The sequence below is a fragment of the Roseateles sp. genome, assembly GCF_036486225.1.
Taxonomy (GTDB): Bacteria; Pseudomonadota; Gammaproteobacteria; order Burkholderiales; family Burkholderiaceae_C; genus Roseateles.
The window spans coordinates 1-19,377 of record NZ_DASVNZ010000016.1; the positions used below are offsets into that span (position 1 = coordinate 1).

Below are 19,377 nucleotides of genomic sequence, written 5' to 3' on the forward strand. Positions count from 1 at the left end.
ACCGGGTCGGTCGGGATCTCCAATGCGCGCATGCCCAGGCGCTCGATGGCGTGCAGCATCGCGTAGAAGGTGGGCGTCTCGACGGCGACCACGTCGCCGGGCTTGGCCACGGCCTGCAGGCAGAGGTTGAGCGCCTCGGTCGCGCCCATCGTGACGAGGATCTCGGCCGGATCGACGGCCTGGCCCTTGTCGAGGTAACGCCGGGCGATCTGCCGGATCAGCAGCGGATGCCCGGGCGGCAGCGCGTCCTTGAGCGAACGCAGCGCCGGGTCCTGCCCGGCGGCGAAGGCGTAGCGGTTGAGCTTCTCGAACGGGAAGCTGCCGGTATCCGGATACGGCGAGCCGAGCGGGACCGCGTCGTGCGCGGCGATCGAGCGCAGCGTGGACAGCACCAGCCGGCTGACGTCGACCGAAGACGAGACGGCGATCGGCCGCGGCGTGGACGGCGCGTCGACATCGGCATCGCCCCCCTTGAGCTGCACGTAGTAGCCCGACTGCGGCTTGCTGACGATGAGGCCGCGGCTCTCGAGCAGCACGTAGGCGCGGATGACGGTGGTGACGCTGAGCTGGCGCTGCTTGCTGGTCTCGCGCACGGACTGGAGACGGTCGCCATGGCGGAAGACGCCGCCGCGGATCTGGCGTTCGATGTCGTCGGCGAGCGTCTCGTAGAGCTTCATGAAGCGCGGTTCAGATCATCCATCACAGGTTTCGGTGGGTGCTCTAGTTTATGAGCGGCGTGGCGGCGCAGCTGCGAATGGCTGGCTCCCCTACGAGCTGTCGCTGGAATTTGAGTGCGTCTATTGCGGCGATTTCGGAGCATTGGAGTCCCGCCTCTGCGAGGTGCTCGGCTCCGCAGAGGCTGGGAAGGCGATTCGCGATCTGATGCATTGAAGCCCTTTGACGGGGCCCCAAAAGACGAAGGCGGACATCCTTTCGAATGTCCGCCTTACCCATTGACGTCCGGCTTGCGCCTCTGCGGATCCACCACCAAGAAACCCTGGACCGCATGAACGAAAGAATACGCAGCAGCCGATGGGCTCGAAAGGCGGGTTCTCCCCAGCGCGGCTTCGGCGGATCACTGATGCGCCTGTGAGGCGATGCCCTACGCGGCCACCCCGCGCATCCACGCGCCGTCGTTCCCCTTCACGCGCCGGGCGACTTCAGCAGCCGGTACAGCGTGTTGCGCCCGATGCCGAGTCGCCGCGCGGCCGCAGAGTGGTTGCCATCGCACTCGTCGAGGACTCGCCGCGCATGCGCCCGCGACTGGTCCCGCAGCATCGCCGGCGCGACCTCCGCCGGAGCGGCCCGCTGCGACGGCGCGCCTGATCGGGACGTCGATGCGTTCGACGTCCGCGTCGGCGGCGGTACGAGCACCGGGATGGCTATCGGCTCGTTCTGATCCAGCTCCTCGACGAGGTCGTCCGGCAGATGACCGCGCCGGATCATGGACTCGCCCGGCTCCATCAACGCGCAAGCGATGCGCAATGCCTGCTCCAGCTGGCGCACGTTGCCGGGCCAGCGATAGGCGCTCAGCTCCCGCGCGAGCGTCGGATCGAGGACCACGCGCCGCGTCGGTTCCAGCGCCGCCAGCAGACACGCCACAAGCACCGGCAAGTCCTGGCGCTCCCGCAGCGGCGGCAGGCACAAGGTCAGGCCGTTGAGCCGGTAATACAGGTCCTCGCGGAACAGCCCTTGCGCGACCAGCGGCCGCAGCGGACGGTGACTCGCGCCGATCAGCTGGAAGTCCACCTGCACCGACGGCCCTCCACCCAGCGGCTGCACCTGGCGGTCCTGCAGCACGCGCAGCAGGCGCGCCTGCAAGGGCAGCGGCATGTCGCCGATCTCGTCGAGGAACAGGGTCCCGCCATGCGCCTCGCGCAGACGCCCCTGCGCGCCTTCGCGCGATGCGCCGGTGAAGGCACCGGGCCGGTAGCCGAAGAGCTCGGCCTCGATCAGCGTCTCCGGCAACGCCGCGCAGTTCACCGCGACGTAAGGCCGGTCGCGGCGAGGACCGCTGTCATGCACCGCGCGTGCAAACAGGTCTTTGCCGACACCCGACTCTCCCTGCAGCAGCAGCGGGATCGGCTTGTCGAGCACACGCCGTGCGCGCAGTACCGCCTGGTGCATCGCGGCGTCGCCGAGGTCCAGCGCCTGCAAGGCATCCGTCGCGTCGACGATCCTCGCGCCCGACTCCGAGTTCAAGTTCGTGCTCGGGATCGTCGTGCTCGTGCTCGCGTTGAGGTCGGCGATCGGCGACGCCGGGCGTCGCCACCCCCGCGGCGCATCCAGCCGCAACCACAGCGACGGCGCGTCCTCGCGATGCAGCAGCCGGGCGCCCTCTCCGTCCTGCCTCGCCCAGTCCATCAGCGCCGCCCACCGCAGTGGCAGCACCGACTCCAGCGGGCTCGGCCGCGCCGCGTCCGCGCCGAGCCACGCCTGCGCCGCCGCGTTGCAGCCGAGGATCCATCCGTCCTCGCTCAGCGCGAGCAGGCCTTCGGTCGGCGTTCCCAAGCCCTCCGGCTGGACGTGGATCTGCAAGCGCAGTCCATCCGCGTGTCGTGTCTGGAACAAGCGGTGCTCGACCATCCGCGCCGCGGATCGCACCAGCGCCAGCGTGTGGCGCTGGAAGCCGCGCTGCTCGCCGGAGATGTCCAGCACACCCAGCACCCGGCCTTGCGGATCGCGGATCGGCGCCGCCGTGCAGCTGAGGAAGGCGTTGCGCTCCAGGAAGTGCTCGCCACCGAGCACCGCCACCGGCCGCTGCTCCGCCAGCGCCGTGCCGATCGCGTTCGTGCCGCGCCAGCGCTCGTCCCAGATCGCGCCGGGCCTCAGCGCGACCCGCTGTGCACGGTCGACGAAACGGCCGTCGCCGAGTGCGCCCAGCAGCAGGCCCTGCGCATCGGCCAGGATCACCAGGCCGTCGCCATCGCCGGTCTGTGCGAAGAGGTCCTCCATCACCGGTCGCGCATGGGCGACCAGCTCATGCTGGCGCTCCAGCGCGCGTCGCAGTTGGGCGCCGGACGCATGCGGCGCGCCGGGCGGTCGGCCGACGGGGCTCAGGCCGAAATCACGGCTGCGCAGCCAGCTGCGGCTCAGCCCTTCGTCGAGCGTCTCGAGGCTCAGCCGCCCCGTGTCCAGCAGCTCTCGCCGCGCCGCGCGCAGCAGTCGCGGCGCCAATGCGGCGCCGCCCGGTGTTTTCACCATGCCGTTGTCTCCTTGGGTGTTCCATTTCGGAACACCTGTCCCGCCGTCGAGGCGTGTGGTCCAGGCTGGAGCGATCCTGACCAATTCGGACCGCGATGGGAAGAGGCTTTCCGCCCGGCAAGCAGGGTCTTGCGCGCGAAGCCCGCGCTGGCACGGCCCATGCAATGAGCTTCCCGGCGTCCCTTCGCCTCAACTACACGGAGACAACACCATGATCTACGCCAAGCCCAACGCGGCCGGCGCGCCGCTGGAGTTCAAGAAGCGCTACGACAACTTCATCGGCGGCCAGTGGACGGCGCCGCGCGACGGCCAGTATTTCGACGTGATCACGCCCATCACCGGGCAGGTCTTCACGCAGGCGGCGCGCTCGACCGCCGCCGACATCGACCTGGCGCTGGATGCCGCGCACGCCGCCTCGGAAAAGTGGGGCGCCACGCCCGCCGCCGAGCGCGCCAACGTGCTGCTGCGCATCGCCGACCGCATCGAGCAGAACCTGGAGCTGCTCGCCTACGCCGAGACCGTCGACAACGGCAAGCCGATGCGCGAGACGCTGAACGCCGACCTGCCGCTGGCGGTCGACCACTTCCGCTACTTCGCCGGCTGCCTGAGGGCGCAGGAAGGCGGCCTCAGCGAGATCGACGCCAACACCATCGCGTACCACTTCCACGAGCCGCTGGGCGTGGTCGGTCAGATCATCCCTTGGAACTTCCCGATCCTGATGGCCGCCTGGAAGCTGGCGCCGGCGATCGGCGCGGGCAACGCGGTCGTGCTCAAGCCGGCCGAGTCGACACCGGTCAGCATCCTGGTCATGGCGGAGCTCATCGCCGATCTGCTGCCGCCTGGCGTGCTCAACATCGTCAACGGCTACGGCAAGGAAGCGGGCATGCCGCTGGCGCAGAGCAAGCGCATCGGGAAGATCGCGTTCACCGGTTCGACCGCCACGGGTCGTGTCATCGCCCAGGCGGCGGCGACCAACCTGATCCCGGCCACGCTGGAGCTCGGCGGCAAGAGCCCGAACGTCTTCTTCCCCGACATCGCCGCGCAGGACGACGACCTGTTCGACAAGGCGATCGAAGGCCTGGTGCTGTTCGCGTTCAACCAGGGCGAGGTCTGCACCTGCCCGTCCCGCGCGCTGATCCATGAATCGATCTACGACAAGTTCATCGCGCGGGCGATCGACCGCGTGAAGGCGATCAAGCAGGGCAACCCGCTGGACACCGAGACGATGATGGGCGCGCAGGCCTCGTCGATGCAGCTGGACAAGATCCTGTCCTACCTCGAGATCGGCAAGCAGGAAGGCGCGCAGTGCCTCATCGGCGGCGGACGCGCGCAGCTGGGTGGCGATCTGGCGGGTGGCTACTACATCGAGCCGACGCTGTTCAAGGGCACCAACGACATGCGGATCTTCCGCGAGGAGATCTTCGGACCGGTGCTCGCGGTGACGACCTTCAAGACGGAGGAAGAGGCGCTGCGCATCGCCAACGACACGCCGTACGGACTGGGTGCGGGCGTGTGGTCGCGCGACATCAACACGGCCTTCCGCATGGGCAAGGGCATCAAGGCCGGCCGCGTGTGGACGAATTGCTATCACGCCTATCCGGCGCACGCGACCTTCGGCGGCTACAAGGAATCCGGCATCGGTCGCGAGACCCACAAGATGATGCTGGACCACTACCAGCAGACGAAGAATCTGCTGGTGAGCTACTCGCAGAAGAAGTTGGGTTTCTTCTAACTCATCCGAAACACGGCCACTGCCTGCACCAGCTGCGTCGCCTGTTTCTCGAGTGAATCGCTCGCCCCGGCGGACCGCTGCACCAGTGCGGCGTTCTGTTGGGTCGTCCGATCGAGTTCACTGACGGCCTGACTCACCTGGGCGATGCCCGTCGCCTGCTCGCGCGTCGCATTGCCGATGGTCGAGATCAGCGCCGAGACGCTCCTGACCTGCTGGACGATCTCATGCATCGCCTTGCTGGCCTCGTCGACCTGACGTCCGCCGGCCTCCACGCGCTCGACGCTTTCCCCGATCAGCTGCTTGATCTCCTTGGCCGCCGCCGCGCTGCGTTGCGCCAGCGATCGCACCTCGCTCGCGACCACCGCGAACCCGCGTCCCTGCTCGCCCGCCCGCGCGGCCTCGACCGCCGCGTTCAACGCCAGGATGTTGGTCTGGAAGGCGATCCCGTCGATGACGCCGATGATGTCGCCGATCCGCTTGCTGGACGTCGTGATGCCGACCATGGTCTCGTTGACGTTGCGGACCACCTCGCCGCCCTGTGCCGCCGCCACGCTCGCGCCCTGCGCGAGGTCTTCGGCCTGCCGGGCCGCGTCCGCGTTGCTGCGCACGGTGGCGCTCATCTCCTCCATCGACGCGGCCGTCTGCTGCAGGCTGGCCGAGGCCTGCTCCGTCCGCGCGCTGATCTCGTTGTTGCCGCTGAGGATGTCCCCGCTGGACGAGCGCACCGTCACCACCTGCGCCGCGACGTCGTCGATCACCCAGCGGAACATCAGCCCCAGCTGGTTGAGCGAGCGCAGCGCCATGCCGATCTCGTCGACGCGGTCCATCTGGAGCGGGTCACGCGTGTCGCCGCTGGCGACGCGCTTCGCATGCCGCGCGAGCGACTCCATCGGCGCCACGACCTGCGCCTCCATGAACCACATCGCCAGCAGCGAGACGACCACGAAGGCGCCTATCCACATCGCCGCGGCGGTGAACGAGTCGGCGCTCATCCACTCGGAGCCGATCGCCGCGACGGTCAGGGCCAGCACCGGCAGGCGCACCCGCCAGCGCACCGGCATGGTCTTGAGCATCGACGTCCACGCCATCGCGCCCTGGCGCACCACGACGCCCTTGTGGATGCGCAGGTGCTTCGCGCGTCCCTCGCGCATGTCGGCGTACAGGCGCTCCGCACCGGCAATCTCCTCGGCCGACGGCCGCGTGCGCACCGACATGTAGGCCACTGGTTGCCCGTTGCGCATCACCGGCGTCGCGTTCGCGCGGACCCAGTAATGGTCGCCGTTCTTGCGCCGGTTCTTCACCAGCCCGGTCCAGGACTCGCCGCCCTGCAGCGTCTGCCACATGTCGCCGAAGGCTTCGGGCGGCATGTCGGGGTGCCGGACGATGTTGTGGGGCTGGCCGAGCAGTTCCTCGGTCGCGAAGCCGCTGGCTTCGACGAAGGCCTCGTTGGCGTAGGTGACCCGGCTCTTGGTGTCCGTCGTGGACATCAGCGTCGCGTCGGCGGGGAAGTCGTACTGGCGCTGGGTGACGGGCAAGTTCTTCCGCATGGCGTCCTCCTTGACTGTTTGATGCGGCGCACTCCCCGCCGAGTCCGGTCTGTGGGAGCGAGTGAAGGGTATGCAAAGTTCGCTAATCGCGCGAGTCCCTTGCAAGCCCGCCAGTGAGGATAAACAAATGTCTGTTTTAAGGACATGTGTTTGCATCAAGGATGGAGGCTCTCTAGAATCCGCCGCCATGACGCCCCCCAAGGACCTCTCCTCGAAGGAACAGCTGCTGTCGCTGGTCGAAGCCAACCCCTTCATCGGCCAGCAGGAACTGGCGGACCAGCTGGGCCTGTCGCGCTCCGCCGTGGCGGGCCATCTGGGGCAATTGACCCGCGAAGGCCGCATCCTCGGCCGCGCCTACGTGCTGCCGCAGCGCCAGCCCATCGTCTGCATCGGCGGCACGAACCTGGACCGCAAGCTGCGCGCCGTCGGCCCGCTGCGGATGGGCAGCTCGAATCCGGCGCGCCAGCATGAATCGGCCGGCGGCGTCGCCCGCAACATCGCGGAGAACCTGGGGCGCCTCGGCCTGCCGGTGCATCTGCTGACCGCCGTCGGCCGCGATGCCGCGGGACAGACGCTGCTGGCGCAGCTGCAGGGACTCGGCGTGGATTGCGCGGGTTGCCTGCAGGCCGCGGACGCGGCGACGGGCAGCTACACGGCGGTGCTGGACCCCGACGGCGAACTGGTGCTGGCGCTCGCCCACATGGAATTGACCGACCGGCTCGACCCCGCCTTCCTGAGACAGACCGCGCCGCAGCGTGCGCCGGCGCGCTGGCTGGTCGCCGACCTGAACCTGCCGCGAGAGACGCTCGACGAGCTGCGCGCCGAAGCGCGCTTGCGCGGCCAGCGCCTGCTGCTGGTGGCCGTGTCGGAGCCGAAGATGACCCGGCTCGGCGCCGACCTGCGCGGGGTCGAGCTGCTGGTGCTGAATCGCGGCGAACTGCAGGCGCTCGTGGGCCGGGCCCTGGCCGATGACGCCGCCTTGCGCGCCGCCTGGCGATCCCTGCACGAAGCCGGGCTGCAACGGCTCGTGATGAGCGACGGCCCGCAGGGCGTGCGCTTCTCCGACGGCGACGACCTGGTCCTGCTCCCGCCGCCGGCGCTGGATCCCGCCTCGATCCGGGAAGTCACCGGCGCCGGCGATGCGATGACCGCCGGCATCGCCGCCGCACTGCACCGCGACCCCGACGACCTGCGCGCCGCCTGCGCGCTCGGCCTTCGGCTGGCAGCGCTGACGCTGCAGAGCGACGCCACCGTCAGCGAGGCGCTGAGCCCGGCGCTGCTCGTCTGATCGACACCTCCGAACACGAAAGCACTTCATGAACACGCAAGACCTGATCGACCAGAACCTCCTCGACTTCTCGCCCGAAGTGGCCGCGGCGCGCGCCGAAGGCCGTCCGCTGGTGGCGCTGGAGTCCACGATCATTTCGCACGGCATGCCGTATCCGCAGAACGTGCAGACCGCGCGCGAGGTCGAGGCCATCGTGCGCGAGCATGGCGCCGTGCCGGCGACGATCGCGGTGCTGGACGGGAAGATCCGCGTCGGGCTGAACGACGCGCAGCTGGAGCTGCTCGGTCAGTCCCCGGACGCAATGAAGCTCAGCCGCCGCGACCTGCCCTTCGCGCTGGCGACGGGCCGCGTCGGCGCCACCACGGTGGCCGCGACGATGATCTGCGCACGCCTGGCCGGCATCGAGGTCTTCGTCACCGGCGGCATCGGCGGCGTGCACCGCGGCGCGGAGACCTCCTTCGACATCTCGGCCGACCTGCAGGAACTGGCCCGCACGCCGGTGGCCGTGGTCTGCGCGGGCGCGAAGAGCATCCTCGACCTGGCGCTGACGCTGGAATACCTGGAGACGCACGGCGTGCCGGTGCTGTCGGTGGGTCAGGAGAATTTCGCCGCGTTCTACACGCGCGACAGCGGGTTGAAGGCGGACTTCCGCATCGACGCGCCGGCGGATCAGGCGCGGTTCCTGCGCACGAAGTGGGCACTCGGGTTGAACGGCGGCGCGGTGATCAGCAACCCGGTGCCGGCCGTGCATGAAATGCCACAGGCCGTCATCGACGGCTTCGTCGAGCAGGCGCTCCAGGAAGCCGCCACGCAGGGCATCAGCGGCAAGGCGGTCACGCCCTACCTGCTCGCCCGCATCAAGGACCTCAGCGGCGGCGCCAGCCTGGCCACCAACATCGCCCTCGTGAAGCACAACGCCGTCGTCGGCGCGGCGCTCGCCAGGGCCCTCGCACGCTGACGGCCGCTGGCCCTCACCCTCTCCCGCAAGCGGGAGAGGGAGTCCGACCGGCGTCCTTCTCCCGCCTCCCCACCCTTCCGGAAACGCTCGTTCACGCTCCAATCGCACAGGTTTTCCTCCCGCTCGCGCAGGATTAACCTGAACGAAACAATCATCGAAAGGACCGGACTTAACCTTCCGCGCCCTCAGGGAGCTTTGCAACGCGCTCCCTGGATGACTGTCGTTGGAGAACGTGTTCATGCGCCGCAAGCCCCTTGTCCTGTCCTTGATCGTCGTCCTGCTCGTCGCGGGCGGGGGCTGGTGGTGGAAGTCGCGCGCCGCCTCCCGTGACGGCGGCGAGGCCGGCCCTGCCGCCGCGGCCCGAGGCGCCTCCGGTCCCGCCGGCACCCAGACCGTCGGCGTCGTCACCGCGCAGCGCCGCGACGTGCCGGTCACCGTCGAGGCCTCCGGCACCGTCACCCCGATCAACCAGGTCGACCTGCGCGCCCAGACCACCTCGACCATCCGCGACGTGCTGGTCCACGACGGCCAGACCGTCACCAAGGGTCAGGTCCTGTTCCGCTTCGACGAACGCGCGGACCGCGCCAACCTCGACAAGGCGAAGGCCCAGCTCGCCCGCGACAAGGCCGCCCTCGGCGACCTGCAGCGCCAGTACGAACGCGCCAAGGACCTGCTCGCCCAGAACTTCGTCGCGCAGAGCGCCGTCGACACCGCGCTGGCCGGCCTGCAGGGCGGCCGCAGTCTGGTCGACGCGGACGCCGCCGCCGTCGAATCCGCGTCCGTCGCGCTCAGCTACAACGAGATCCGCGCGCCCTTCGCCGGCCGCGCCGGCGCCGTGAACGTCTGGCCCGGCAGCCTGGTCCAGGCCAGCGCCACCGGCACGCCGCTGGTCAACATCGTCCAGATCGATCCGATCGCCATCAGCTTCAACCTGCCCGAGACCGAGCTCGCCCCCGTGCTCGACGCGATGCGCCCCGGCGCCACCGGCGCCCAGGTCACGCCGCCCGAGGTCCAGGTCGTGCTGCCGTCGATCGAAGGCGGTCCCTCACGAAAGGACGGCAAGGACAGCAAGGGCGGCAAGCCGGTCGACTCCGTGGCCCGCGGCAAGCTGACCTTCGTCGACAACCTCGTGGACGCGACCACCGGCACAATCAAGCTGAAGGCCGAGTTCACCAACGACGCGCAGAAGCTCTGGCCCGGCCAGTACCTGCGCGTGCGCATGACGCTGCGCAGCATGAAGGACGCCATCGTGATCCCGCAGGCCGCGATCATCCTGCGCGGCAACGACCGCCAGGTCTACGTCGTCGGCCCCGACAAGACCGCCCAGCTCAAGCCGGTGAAGCTGCGCTACACCTTCGGCGAGATGGCCGTGGTCGATGGTGTCGACGCCGGCGCGACCGTGGTGCTGGATGGCAAGCAGAACCTGCGCCCCGGCACGCCGCTGCGCACGCAGCCCGCCGCCGTCGATCCGGCCGCCGCCGCGCGCCTGGCCGCGGCCTCGGCGGCTGCTGGAGGAGGCGCCTCCGCCACCGACGTCGCCGCTCCCTGATCCCGGCCTTCCGGCCCCCGCCTTCGACGCTTCGAAGCCTCCCGCCCCACGGAAGCTGCCATGAATCTCACCGAACTCTTCATCCGCCGGCCGGTCATGACCGTGCTGCTGAACGTGGCGCTGGTCGTCGCCGGCATCGCCGCCTGGAGCCGCATCCCGGTCGCCGCGCTGCCCAGCTTCAACACGCCGGTCATCAACGTGCAGGCCGTGCTGCCCGGCGCCAGCCCCGAGACGATGGCGTCGTCCGTCGCGTTGCCGCTGGAGAAGCAGTTCTCCACCATCGCCGGCATCACGACGATCTCCTCGACCAACACGCTGGGCAACAGCTCGCTGACGCTGGAGTTCGACTCCGCGCGCGACATCGACGCCGCCGCGGTCGACGTGCAGGCCGCGTTGTTCCGCTCGCTGCGCGCGCTGCCGGTCGAGATGACGACCCCGCCGTCCTACCGCAAGGTCAACCCGGCCGACGCGCCGGTGCTGCTGGTGGCGCTGACCTCGCCGTCGATCAACCTGTCCGAGCTCAACGATTACGCCGAGAACCTGATCACCCCCAGCCTGTCGACCATCGACGGCGTGGCGCAGGTCTCCATCTACGGCCAGAAGCGCTTCGCGGTCCGCATCAAGGCGCGCAACGAGCTACTCCAGCAGCGCAACATCACGCTTGACGAGCTGCAGGCGGCCGTCAAGGGCGCCAACGCCAACACCCCCGTCGGCACGCTGGACGGCGCGCGCCAGACGCTGACCATCCAGGCCAACAAGCAGCTGCGCGACGCCAACGCCTTCGGGGGCATCGTCGTGGCCACGCGCAACGGCGCTCCGGTGTTCCTGCGCGAGGTCGCCGACGTCGAGGACAGCTACGAGACCGTCAAGTCCTTCTCCAACTTCAACGGCGAGCGCTCCATCGTGCTGGCCGTGCAGCGCCAGCCCGACGCCAACACCGTCAAGGTCGTCGACGCGGTCAAGGCGATGCTGCCGCGCTTCGCCGCGCAGCTGCCGGCCTCGGTGCAGATGAGCACGCTCAACGACCGCTCGGTGTCCATCCGCGAAGGCCTGCACGACGTCTACTTCACCCTCGCGCTGACGGTGGCGCTGGTCGTGATGGTGATCTTCCTGTTCCTGCGCCGCATGGTCGCGACGCTGATCCCGACGCTGTCGCTGCCGATCTCGCTGATCGGCGCGGTGACGCTGCTGTTCGCGCTGGGCTACAGCCTGGACAACATCTCGCTGCTCGGGATCACGCTGGCCGTGGGCCTGGTCGTCGACGACGCGATCGTGATGCTGGAGAACATCTACCGCCACGTCGAGGACGGCATGGCGCCCTTCGACGCCGCCATCCGCGGCGCGCGCGAGATGGCCTTCACCATCATGTCGATCTCGATCTCGCTGATCGCCGTGCTGATCCCGATCTTCTTCATGCCGGGCGTGATCGGGCTGCTGTTCCACGAGTTCGCCGTCGTCGTGTCGCTGGCGATCGGCGTGTCGGCCGGCGTGTCGCTGACCTTGGTGCCCATGCTCTGCAGCCGCTTCCTGAGCAGCCATCACGAGGTCGAGGAGAACGCCCTCGGCCGCACTTTCGAAGCCGGCTTCGGCTGGGTGCTGAACAAGTACACGGCCTCGCTGGACTGGGCGCTCGCGCGCCGCTGGGTCGTCGGCGTGGTGGCGCTGGCCACCTTCATCGCCAGCGCGTGGCTGTGGATCGTCATCCCCAAGGGCTTCTTCCCGGAAGAGGACATCGGCCAGATCCAGGCCAGCACCGAAGCGTCCGAGGACATTTCCTTCGCCGCGATGACGGTCCTGCAGGAACGCGTCGCGCAGATCGTGCAGGACGATCCGTCGGTGTCGTCGGTGTCCGCCGCGGTGGGCGGCGGCGGGGGCGGCGGCAACGTCAACACGGGGCGCCTGTTCATCAACCTGAAGTCGCGCGGCGAACGTCCGCCGATGCCGCAGGTGCTGGAGCAGCTGCGCAAGAAGCTGCGCGGCGTGCCCGGCATCGCGGTCTACCTGCGGCCGGTGCAGAACCTGCAGCTCGGCGGCCGGCAGTCCAAGAGCCGCTACCAGTTCACGCTGCAGTCGGTCAGCACCGGCGAACTCAACACCTGGGCCGTGAAGCTGCAGGACAAGCTGCGCAACGACCCGGTGTTCCGCGACGTCACCAGCGACTCGCAGCTGCGCGGGCTGCAGGCCAACCTCGTCATCGACCGCGAGCGCGCCACGCTGCTGGGCGTGCAGATGCAGGACCTGCGCAACGCGCTGTACTCGGCCTTCGGCGAGCGCCAGGTCTCCAGCATCTACGCCGAGAGCAACACCTACCAGGTGATCATGGAGGCGACCGACAGCGATCGCCTCAGCGAGGACGCCTTCGACAAGATCTACCTGCGCGGCAAGAACAGCACGATGGTGCCGCTGACGGCCTTCGCGAGCGTGAAACGCGAGCTCGGTCCGACAGCGGTCAACCACCAGGGCCAGCTGCAGGCGATCACGCTGAGCTTCAACCTCGCGCCGGATGTGCCGCTGGGCAACGCCACGGCCAAGATCGACCAGTTCACCAAGGAGATCGGCCTGCCGCCGTCCATCATCACCAGCTACGGCGGCGACGCGGCGGTGTTCAAGGATTCGCAGGGCGGCCAGCTGCTGTTGATCGTGCTGGCGATCGCGGTGATCTACGTGCTGCTGGGCGTGCTCTACGAGAGCTACATCCATCCGCTGACCATCCTGGCGGGGCTGCCCTCGGCGGCGGTGGGCGCGCTGCTGACGCTGCAGCTCGCGGGCATGGAGCTGACCATCATCGCGACGATCGGCATCCTGATGCTGGTGGGCATCGTCAAGAAGAACGCGATCATGATGATCGACTTCGCGCTCGACGCGCAGCGCAACGGCGGCATGACGCCGCAGCAGGCGATCCGCGAGGCCTGCATCCTGCGCTTCCGTCCGATCATGATGACGACGCTGGCCGCGCTGATGGGCGCGCTGCCGATCGCCCTGGGCCTGGGCGCCGGCGCGGAGCTGCGCCAGCCGCTGGGTCTGGCGGTGGTGGGCGGGCTGATCCTGTCGCAGGCGGTGACGCTCTACATCACGCCGGTGATCTATCTGGCGCTGGATCGATTCAGCGGGAAGGGGCCGGATACGCGGGAGGTCGAACAGACGCGACTGACCGAGCATCCAGTTCACCCCGCGTCCGGCCACGCGGACTGACGCAAACGGACAATATCGCGCGGCACATGAACACAACCGCCGAGCGTCCCACTGACGGGAATGCTGTCTTCATTGCTTCGCCGGTTCGGATACCGGTCCCCGGCCGAACGCCAGAACGACGACCATGCCGCGCCGTCGTCGACCGTCCCCACAAGTCGATACCGACCGGAACTCCATGGCACGCCTGAAAGTTTCGCCCGGCATGCCGACTTCAAGGCGTTTGGCGCGCACGTAACGGGGCTCACCGGAGCGCTCAAGGCATACATCCCTCAGGACGCACAAGCGTGTCGGGCGATGGACGAGTTCCGGGACCACGTGCTTGAGGTGAACGCCGACGGCATCAATCGGCATTTCGGTGCTCACGCCTCGGGCGTGTATGAACTGGGCATCGACACCCTGGAGCGTCTGGTGACCATTGCCGCCGATCCGAGGACGGATCCCGAGCAACGGCGTACCGAACTGCTGGACTTGTCCCATCAGATCTTGCTGTGCCCCGTTGGGGTCATCGACTGCCTCCTGTCAAGCCTGCAACGGCTGGCGCCTGCGCCGCAGAGCCTGCCCGCCAAGTGGGAAGCGGCACGCAAGCAGATCGCCCGGGACATCGTCGGTGCGGCAGTGACAGAAGAGTTTGCCGACACCTTGCGTGTGGCGGGCGGCTCCCACATCCACCTCGTGCATCCATTGCTTGCGCAAGTGGGGAAGGCGTTGCGCATCGACTGCGCGCTGCCGCCCGATCCGTTGGCTTCCAGATCAGTGCCCTCAGCGTTGGTCAAACGCTGCCTGGACGAACTGGCGGTCGCGCTGCATCCCGCTTGCATCGCGGAGACGGTGGCGGGAGATTACGTGGGTCGCCTGTGGGACGGGCTGCGGGGCAGCAGTCCGGGCGCAGGCAACGGATCCGCCCCCACGATGGAACAGATCGGGGCGGTCATCGAATCGCTGGCTTCCGAGTTCGGCAGCAAGCCGCACCCGTCGGCGGTCATTCGGATCGACATGGACAGCGGTCGTTGCGGGCCGGCGACGGACCTCACGATGCTGGCGCTGCATTTCCTGAAGCAGAGAGACCGAGGACATTGGACGAATCGAGGGCAGAAACCGGAACGTGTCGCCACCGCGGCAAAGGACGTGACCTTCTTCAAGGCCGGAAGGCTGGCATGGGCGGTGGAGGAACGCGCACCGCGCCCGCTGACCGCAGCGGACCTGATGCTGCTGAAGCCCGGTGACATTCCCTCCACGGCGGTTGCCCAGGCGATCAGGAATGACATGCCTGACGAGTCGGTCGGACACCTGGACTTGCGCTGGGTCCGCGATGTGGAGACCGCCGAGGCCTTGTGCGACCGTCTCGACGACGAGCAAATGCGCCCCCTCATCAAACGATGCGCTGCCAACGGAGTCGAAGGTGAAGCCGTGCTCCTACGGATTCGTGACGCGCTGACGGGGCGTGACCGCCGCGCCCTGATGACAGGCAATGAAGCGGGTTGGATTCGACTCAGCCGTCCGGACGCCCTCTCAGCCGTCGAACTGGTCCGCAGCCTCCGCGACACGGAGAATCGCGCCGAACGCCTCGGCCATGTCCGTCGCGCGCTGGAAACGGCCTTGGCGCCGTTGTCTCTCCAGGAACTGCGCGTGCTGGGGCCGCGGCCGCGTGATGGCGCCCCGGACACCCGCCAGCTCAAATTCGCCAGTCAGTGGATCATCTCGATCCGCGTCGCATTGATGTCGGATCTCAGGCCGTGGGAATTGAACGAACTGCTGTCCTCACCCGCCAAGGGAGGGGGCCACATCGTTCCTGTCGACGATCCAGAGGCCTTGCGCTTGCTCCGCGCGCTGATCGGGCTCGTCGAGCCCCTGCACCGGATCGAGCCAAACGCCAATACGCTCGCCCTTCTGCAGGCGCTGCTCGGGATCCAGGACAACGGCCCCTCCCGCCTGCTTCAAGCAGTGTGGTCTCATGGCCATGCCAAAGATTTCATTCTTACCCTGGATCAAAGCTTCCGCGCCATGTGCGACTCAGGGTTCAGCCCGGACGAGTCCAGGACTGCGCTCGCGCTGCTCGGCACGCCGGCGGAAGACTCTTTTTCACAAGTTCTCGCGGGCTTGCACGAGGCCATCGACTTCGTCCAGAAGAACGGCCTGAGCATGGACTGGATCAAGTTCGATATACACATCAAGCCGCCGACGATGGCGCCCGATGGAAACCGACTTGAACTGCCCCTCGACGTCGAATTGAGGATCGAGGACCCCGCCATTTCAGAATGAGCAGCCGATCGTTCTCCCGCGGCAGGCATGCCGGGTCGGTCAACGAGGCGACTTGAACTTCCTGCGCTCTCGCGCCGCAGCCGCGCGTCCGATGCAACCGGGCGCGTGGTCGTTGATCAGCCCCATCGCCTGCATGAACGCGTAGGCCGTCGTCGGTCCGACGAACTTCCAGCCGCGCTTCTTCAGCTCCTTGGAGAGCGTCACCGAGGTCTCCGACGCCGGCCGCACATCGCCGCCCTCCTCGGGGTCCTCAAAGCGCCAGAAGAACGCGGCCAGCGAGCCGGCTTCCTTCTGAAGCTCGAGCGCGCGGGACGCGTTGTGGATCGCCGCTTCGATCTTGCCGCGGTGGCGCACGATGCCTTCGTCCGCGAGCAGCCGCACGACGTCGGCCTCGCCGAACTTCGCGACCTTGGCGATCTCGAACTGCTTGAAGGCCTTCCGGAAGTTCTCGCGCTTCGCGAGGATGGTCCGCCACGACAGGCCCGACTGGAAGCCCTCCAGGCAGAGCTTCTCGAACAGCCGCCGGTCCTCGTGGACCGGGTAGCCCCATTCGTTGTCGTGGTACTCGCGGTACATGTCGAAGCCGGGGGCCTCGCACCACTTGCATCGCCATTGGCCGTCCGGCCCTTGCGCCAATCGATCCGTCATCGTCCCGCCTCCGGCCACCAGGAGCGACGCATTCTGCCGTCCCGCGCAGGCGAACGACCGTTGGCATGCGCACACTCAACGGCCCATGCCCATCATCCACAACGTTTTCTCGCCCTGCCTTTTCACCGAAGAGCCGTCCATGGAACCCGAGGAGTGCGGCTCGTCCGTCGACCCCGTCCGGAGGCTTCAACCGATGGACACGGGCAGCGTGCTCGCCTGGATCGAAAGACTGTCCCGTCCCGGCCTGTCGATGGACGACTGGACCCACCGGTTGATGGCCTTCGATGCCGACACGCTCCGCGGGCTTCTCGACGGCGCCACGAATGCCGCCGCCCGCAGTCATCTCGCGCGAGAACGATGCAAGGCGTTGTTCCTGGGACCCTGGTCGCCCCTGCGGTCGCCGGACACGCCCGCATTGGCGCTGTTCCGGCGCGCCGCCGAAGGCGACCTCGAAGACCTCGCACGCCTGACGCGCTTCCTCCAGGCGCTGCAATATGCCGCCGCGCACGATGTGCTGCGACGGGACGACCTGCTGTCGCTGTTGGGCCAGGGGCAAGAAGGCAACCCGCTGGCCCTCGCCTGGGACAAGGAGCCGACGAAGCGCCCGGTCCAGACGAAAGACGCACTGGAAGCCTGGGCAGGCGGTTGCGGCCAGCTCTGCATCCGCGGGCCGCTTCAGGTGCAGGACGCCATGGCGCTGATGGCGCCCGACAGGCGGTTCATCGAAGACCGCGGCCACTACCTGTCCGATCCATGGCACATGAACCTCGCGTTCAGAACCGTCGCGGGCCTCCTGATCCACAGTCGTCTGGACGAACTGCCGCCGCGTGAGTTCCCCGGGGCTCAGGATCGCATGCGACAGCTGCTGCTGGCATTGATGGGCACGGATGGCACGACACGCAGTGACATGGTCCAGTGGGACCACGCCAGGGACGCGCTCCGCCAGAAGAGCGCGCAGCACCTGGCGGCGGCCATGCGCAGCATGCAATTCAAGGAGGAGGAGGTCGAAGCAGTCACGGGCGTCCCGCGGCAGCGCGACGGCGGACAAGCCCGCCTGCCTCGATAGGTGACGGGGCCGGGTTCAGCCCACGTCCCGCTGGAACACCGCCTCGTCCTTCGGCCACGTGTGCACGCGCGCCTCGATCAGGTCGAGCACGTGGACGAAGGCGCTGCCCGCGCCGTAGTACGGGTCGGGCACCTCGTCCAGGCCCAGGCCGGTCATGCCGGCGAGGAACAGCCCCAGCTTCGCCGGCGAGACGGCGGGCTTCGCCGCCTTCAGGCCGCGCAGCACGTTGCGGTCCATCGCCAGGATGAGGTCATAGCGGTCGAAGTCCTCGGTCTTCACCTTGCGCGAGCGCCAGCGCCGGTCCATGCCGTAGCCGCGCTGCTCCAGCACGGCCAGCGCGCGCTTGTCGACGACATGCGCACGCGACGACGCGAACACGCCGGCCGAGTGCACCTCGGTCAGGCCGAGTTCTCCGGCGCGCAGGCGCAACACCGCCTCGGCCATCGGCGAGCGGCACAGGTTGGCCGCGCAGACCAGCAGCAGTCGGGTCACCGGGACGTCGCCTCCGGGCTCAGAGCGCCAGCTCGGCGCGCATGGCGTCGATGACGCCCTTGTAGTCCGGCTTGCCGAAGATCGCCGAGCCCGCCACGAAGGTGTCCGCGCCTGCGGCCGCGATCTCGCGGATGTTGTCCACCTTCACGCCGCCGTCGATTTCCAGGCGGATGTCGCGGCCGCTGGCCAGGATCATCGCCTTGGCCTGCTGCAGCTTCTTCAGCGCGCCAGGGATGAAGCTCTGACCGCCGAAGCCGGGGTTGACGCTCATGATCAGCACCAGGTCGACCTTGTCGATGACCCACTCCAGCACATCCAGCGGCGTGGCCGGGTTGAACACCAGACCCGCCTGCGCGCCTTCCGACTTGATCAGCTGGATCGTGCGGTCCACGTGCGCGCTGGCTTCGGGATGGAAGCTCACCAGGTTCGCGCCCGCGCGGCAGAAGGCCTGCGCCAGGCTGTCCACCGGCTGCACCATCAGGTGGACGTCGATCGGGGCCGGCGTGCCGTCGGGCTTCACGGCGTGCTTCTTCAGCGCCTCGCAGACCATCGGGCCGAAGGTCAGGTTGGGCACGTAATGGTTGTCCATCACGTCGAAGTGGATCCAGTCCGCGCCGGCGGCCAGCACGTTGCGGACTTCCTCGCCCAGGTTGGCGAAATCGGCGGACAGGATGCTCGGGGCGATGCGGTAGGTGGGCGGGTTCATGGCAGGGCGGGCGCGGAGCCGCTGGCGGGGAAAAACGACGATTGTAGGAAGGCCACCGCGTGCCCGGTCGCCCGGGGCTCACGCTCAACGGTAACGTTCGGCGAGCCGGGCGATCTCCCCGGAGGCGCTGATCTGGCGCAGGCGGTCGGTGAGCCGCTCCACCACCGCCTCGGGCAGCTGGCGCGAGACCACGGCGTACTGGGTCTCCTCCTCGAAGACCTGCGGCCCGATGCGCACGCGCGGCTCCAGGCCCGCGCCCCGCGCGGCCTGGCGCAGGTTGAAGTCCTGGCCGTAGACCCCGGCCGTGCGGCCGCGCACCAGCATCTGCAGCGCTTCCTTGTCGCTGCGCGCGGATTCGATGAAGGCCACGTCCGCCTCCTGCAGCGTCGCGGCCAGCTTGGTCCCTTGCGCCAGCAGCAGCGGCTGGCGGCGCGCGAAGGCACGCAGCTCGTCCCAGGTGCGCGGCGCCCGCTCGTCGCCGACGCGCATCGCCAGCACATGCGAGATCCGGTACAGCGGCACCGGCAGGTAACGCATCAGCGCGTGGCGGTGCTCCGACTTCAGCAGGCAGAAGAACACGTCGAGGTCGCCGTTGCTCAGCATCAGCTCCAGGCGCCGCAGCGGCACCTGCTGGTTCAGGCCCTCGATGTGCAGGTCCGGGTCGGTGCGCATGACGGCGGCGGCGATCTCGCCGCACAGGCCGGGCCGCAGCGGGTCGCCCGACCCGTACTTGGCC

At 68.5% G+C, this 19,377-nt stretch carries 14 protein-coding genes; 7 read left to right on the plus strand and 7 right to left on the minus strand.

The genetic code is table 11. The features are described 5' to 3' along the window. A partial coding sequence (locus tag VF536_RS01510) for a PLP-dependent aminotransferase family protein (protein WP_331613015.1) occupies nucleotides 1-677 on the minus strand: 677 nt, incomplete at its 3' end. Between the two features lie 466 nt (nucleotides 678-1,143). Continuing rightward, nucleotides 1,144-3,204, minus strand: a complete 2,061-nt coding sequence (locus VF536_RS01515; RefSeq protein ID WP_331613016.1) for a sigma-54-dependent Fis family transcriptional regulator — start codon at nucleotides 3,202-3,204, stop codon at nucleotides 1,144-1,146. A gap of 211 nt (nucleotides 3,205-3,415) precedes the next feature. Between VF536_RS01515 and adh the strand changes: the two genes are divergently transcribed. Next, on the plus strand, nucleotides 3,416-4,936 hold the full coding sequence (gene adh, locus VF536_RS01520) for an aldehyde dehydrogenase (protein WP_331613017.1): 1,521 nt from the start codon (nucleotides 3,416-3,418) through the stop codon (nucleotides 4,934-4,936). On the opposite strand, the gene VF536_RS01525 is transcribed toward adh, so the two are convergent. Then, nucleotides 4,933-6,483 carry a methyl-accepting chemotaxis protein gene (locus tag VF536_RS01525; protein ID WP_331613018.1) on the minus strand — a complete coding sequence of 517 codons (1,551 nt, stop codon included), beginning with the start codon at nucleotides 6,481-6,483 and terminating at the stop codon, nucleotides 4,933-4,935. The two genes, adh and VF536_RS01525, sit on opposite strands and share 4 nt — an antisense overlap. Before the next feature lie 187 nt (nucleotides 6,484-6,670). Between VF536_RS01525 and VF536_RS01530 the strand changes: the two genes are divergently transcribed. From VF536_RS01530 to VF536_RS01550, 5 genes are all read left to right on the plus strand, one after another. Continuing rightward, nucleotides 6,671-7,771 carry a carbohydrate kinase gene (locus VF536_RS01530; protein ID WP_331613019.1) on the plus strand — a complete coding sequence of 367 codons (1,101 nt, stop codon included), beginning with the start codon at nucleotides 6,671-6,673 and terminating at the stop codon, nucleotides 7,769-7,771. A gap of 28 nt (nucleotides 7,772-7,799) precedes the next feature. Further along, on the plus strand, nucleotides 7,800-8,729 hold the full coding sequence (locus VF536_RS01535; protein ID WP_331613020.1) for a pseudouridine-5'-phosphate glycosidase: 930 nt from the start codon (nucleotides 7,800-7,802) through the stop codon (nucleotides 8,727-8,729). Nucleotides 8,730-8,967: 238 nt separating this feature from the next. After that, nucleotides 8,968-10,278 (plus strand): efflux RND transporter periplasmic adaptor subunit, encoded by a 1,311-nt coding sequence (locus VF536_RS01540; RefSeq protein ID WP_331613021.1) that lies wholly within the window; start codon nucleotides 8,968-8,970, stop codon nucleotides 10,276-10,278. Nucleotides 10,279-10,338: 60 nt separating this feature from the next. Continuing rightward, nucleotides 10,339-13,470, plus strand: coding sequence for an efflux RND transporter permease subunit (locus VF536_RS01545; RefSeq protein WP_331613022.1), 3,132 nt, complete (start codon nucleotides 10,339-10,341; stop codon nucleotides 13,468-13,470). 60 nt (nucleotides 13,471-13,530) lie between these two features. After that, nucleotides 13,531-15,729: a hypothetical protein gene (locus VF536_RS01550; RefSeq protein WP_331613023.1), complete on the plus strand. Its 2,199-nt coding sequence runs from the start codon at nucleotides 13,531-13,533 to the stop codon at nucleotides 15,727-15,729. 39 nt (nucleotides 15,730-15,768) lie between these two features. Here VF536_RS01550 and VF536_RS01555 read toward each other — a convergent pair whose 3' ends face one another. Further along, complete coding sequence (locus VF536_RS01555; RefSeq protein ID WP_331613024.1) at nucleotides 15,769-16,377, minus strand: DNA-3-methyladenine glycosylase I; 609 nt, start codon at nucleotides 16,375-16,377, stop codon at nucleotides 15,769-15,771. Nucleotides 16,378-16,462: 85 nt separating this feature from the next. Here VF536_RS01555 and VF536_RS01560 point away from each other — a divergent pair, with 85 nt between their 5' ends. Next, nucleotides 16,463-17,443, plus strand: a complete 981-nt coding sequence (locus VF536_RS01560) for a hypothetical protein (RefSeq protein ID WP_331613025.1) — start codon at nucleotides 16,463-16,465, stop codon at nucleotides 17,441-17,443. Nucleotides 17,444-17,458: 15 nt separating this feature from the next. On the opposite strand, the gene VF536_RS01565 is transcribed toward VF536_RS01560, so the two are convergent. The 3 genes from VF536_RS01565 to VF536_RS01575 form a co-directional block, all read right to left on the minus strand. Then, nucleotides 17,459-17,935: a low molecular weight protein-tyrosine-phosphatase gene (locus tag VF536_RS01565; RefSeq protein WP_331613026.1), complete on the minus strand. Its 477-nt coding sequence runs from the start codon at nucleotides 17,933-17,935 to the stop codon at nucleotides 17,459-17,461. Nucleotides 17,936-17,954: 19 nt separating this feature from the next. Beyond that, the gene (gene rpe / locus VF536_RS01570) at nucleotides 17,955-18,641 is read right to left on the minus strand and encodes a ribulose-phosphate 3-epimerase (protein WP_331613027.1); all 687 of its coding nucleotides are present in this window, start codon (nucleotides 18,639-18,641) and stop codon (nucleotides 17,955-17,957) included. Between the two features lie 84 nt (nucleotides 18,642-18,725). Then, a partial coding sequence (locus tag VF536_RS01575) for a transporter substrate-binding domain-containing protein (RefSeq protein WP_331613028.1) occupies nucleotides 18,726-19,377 on the minus strand: 652 nt, incomplete at its 5' end.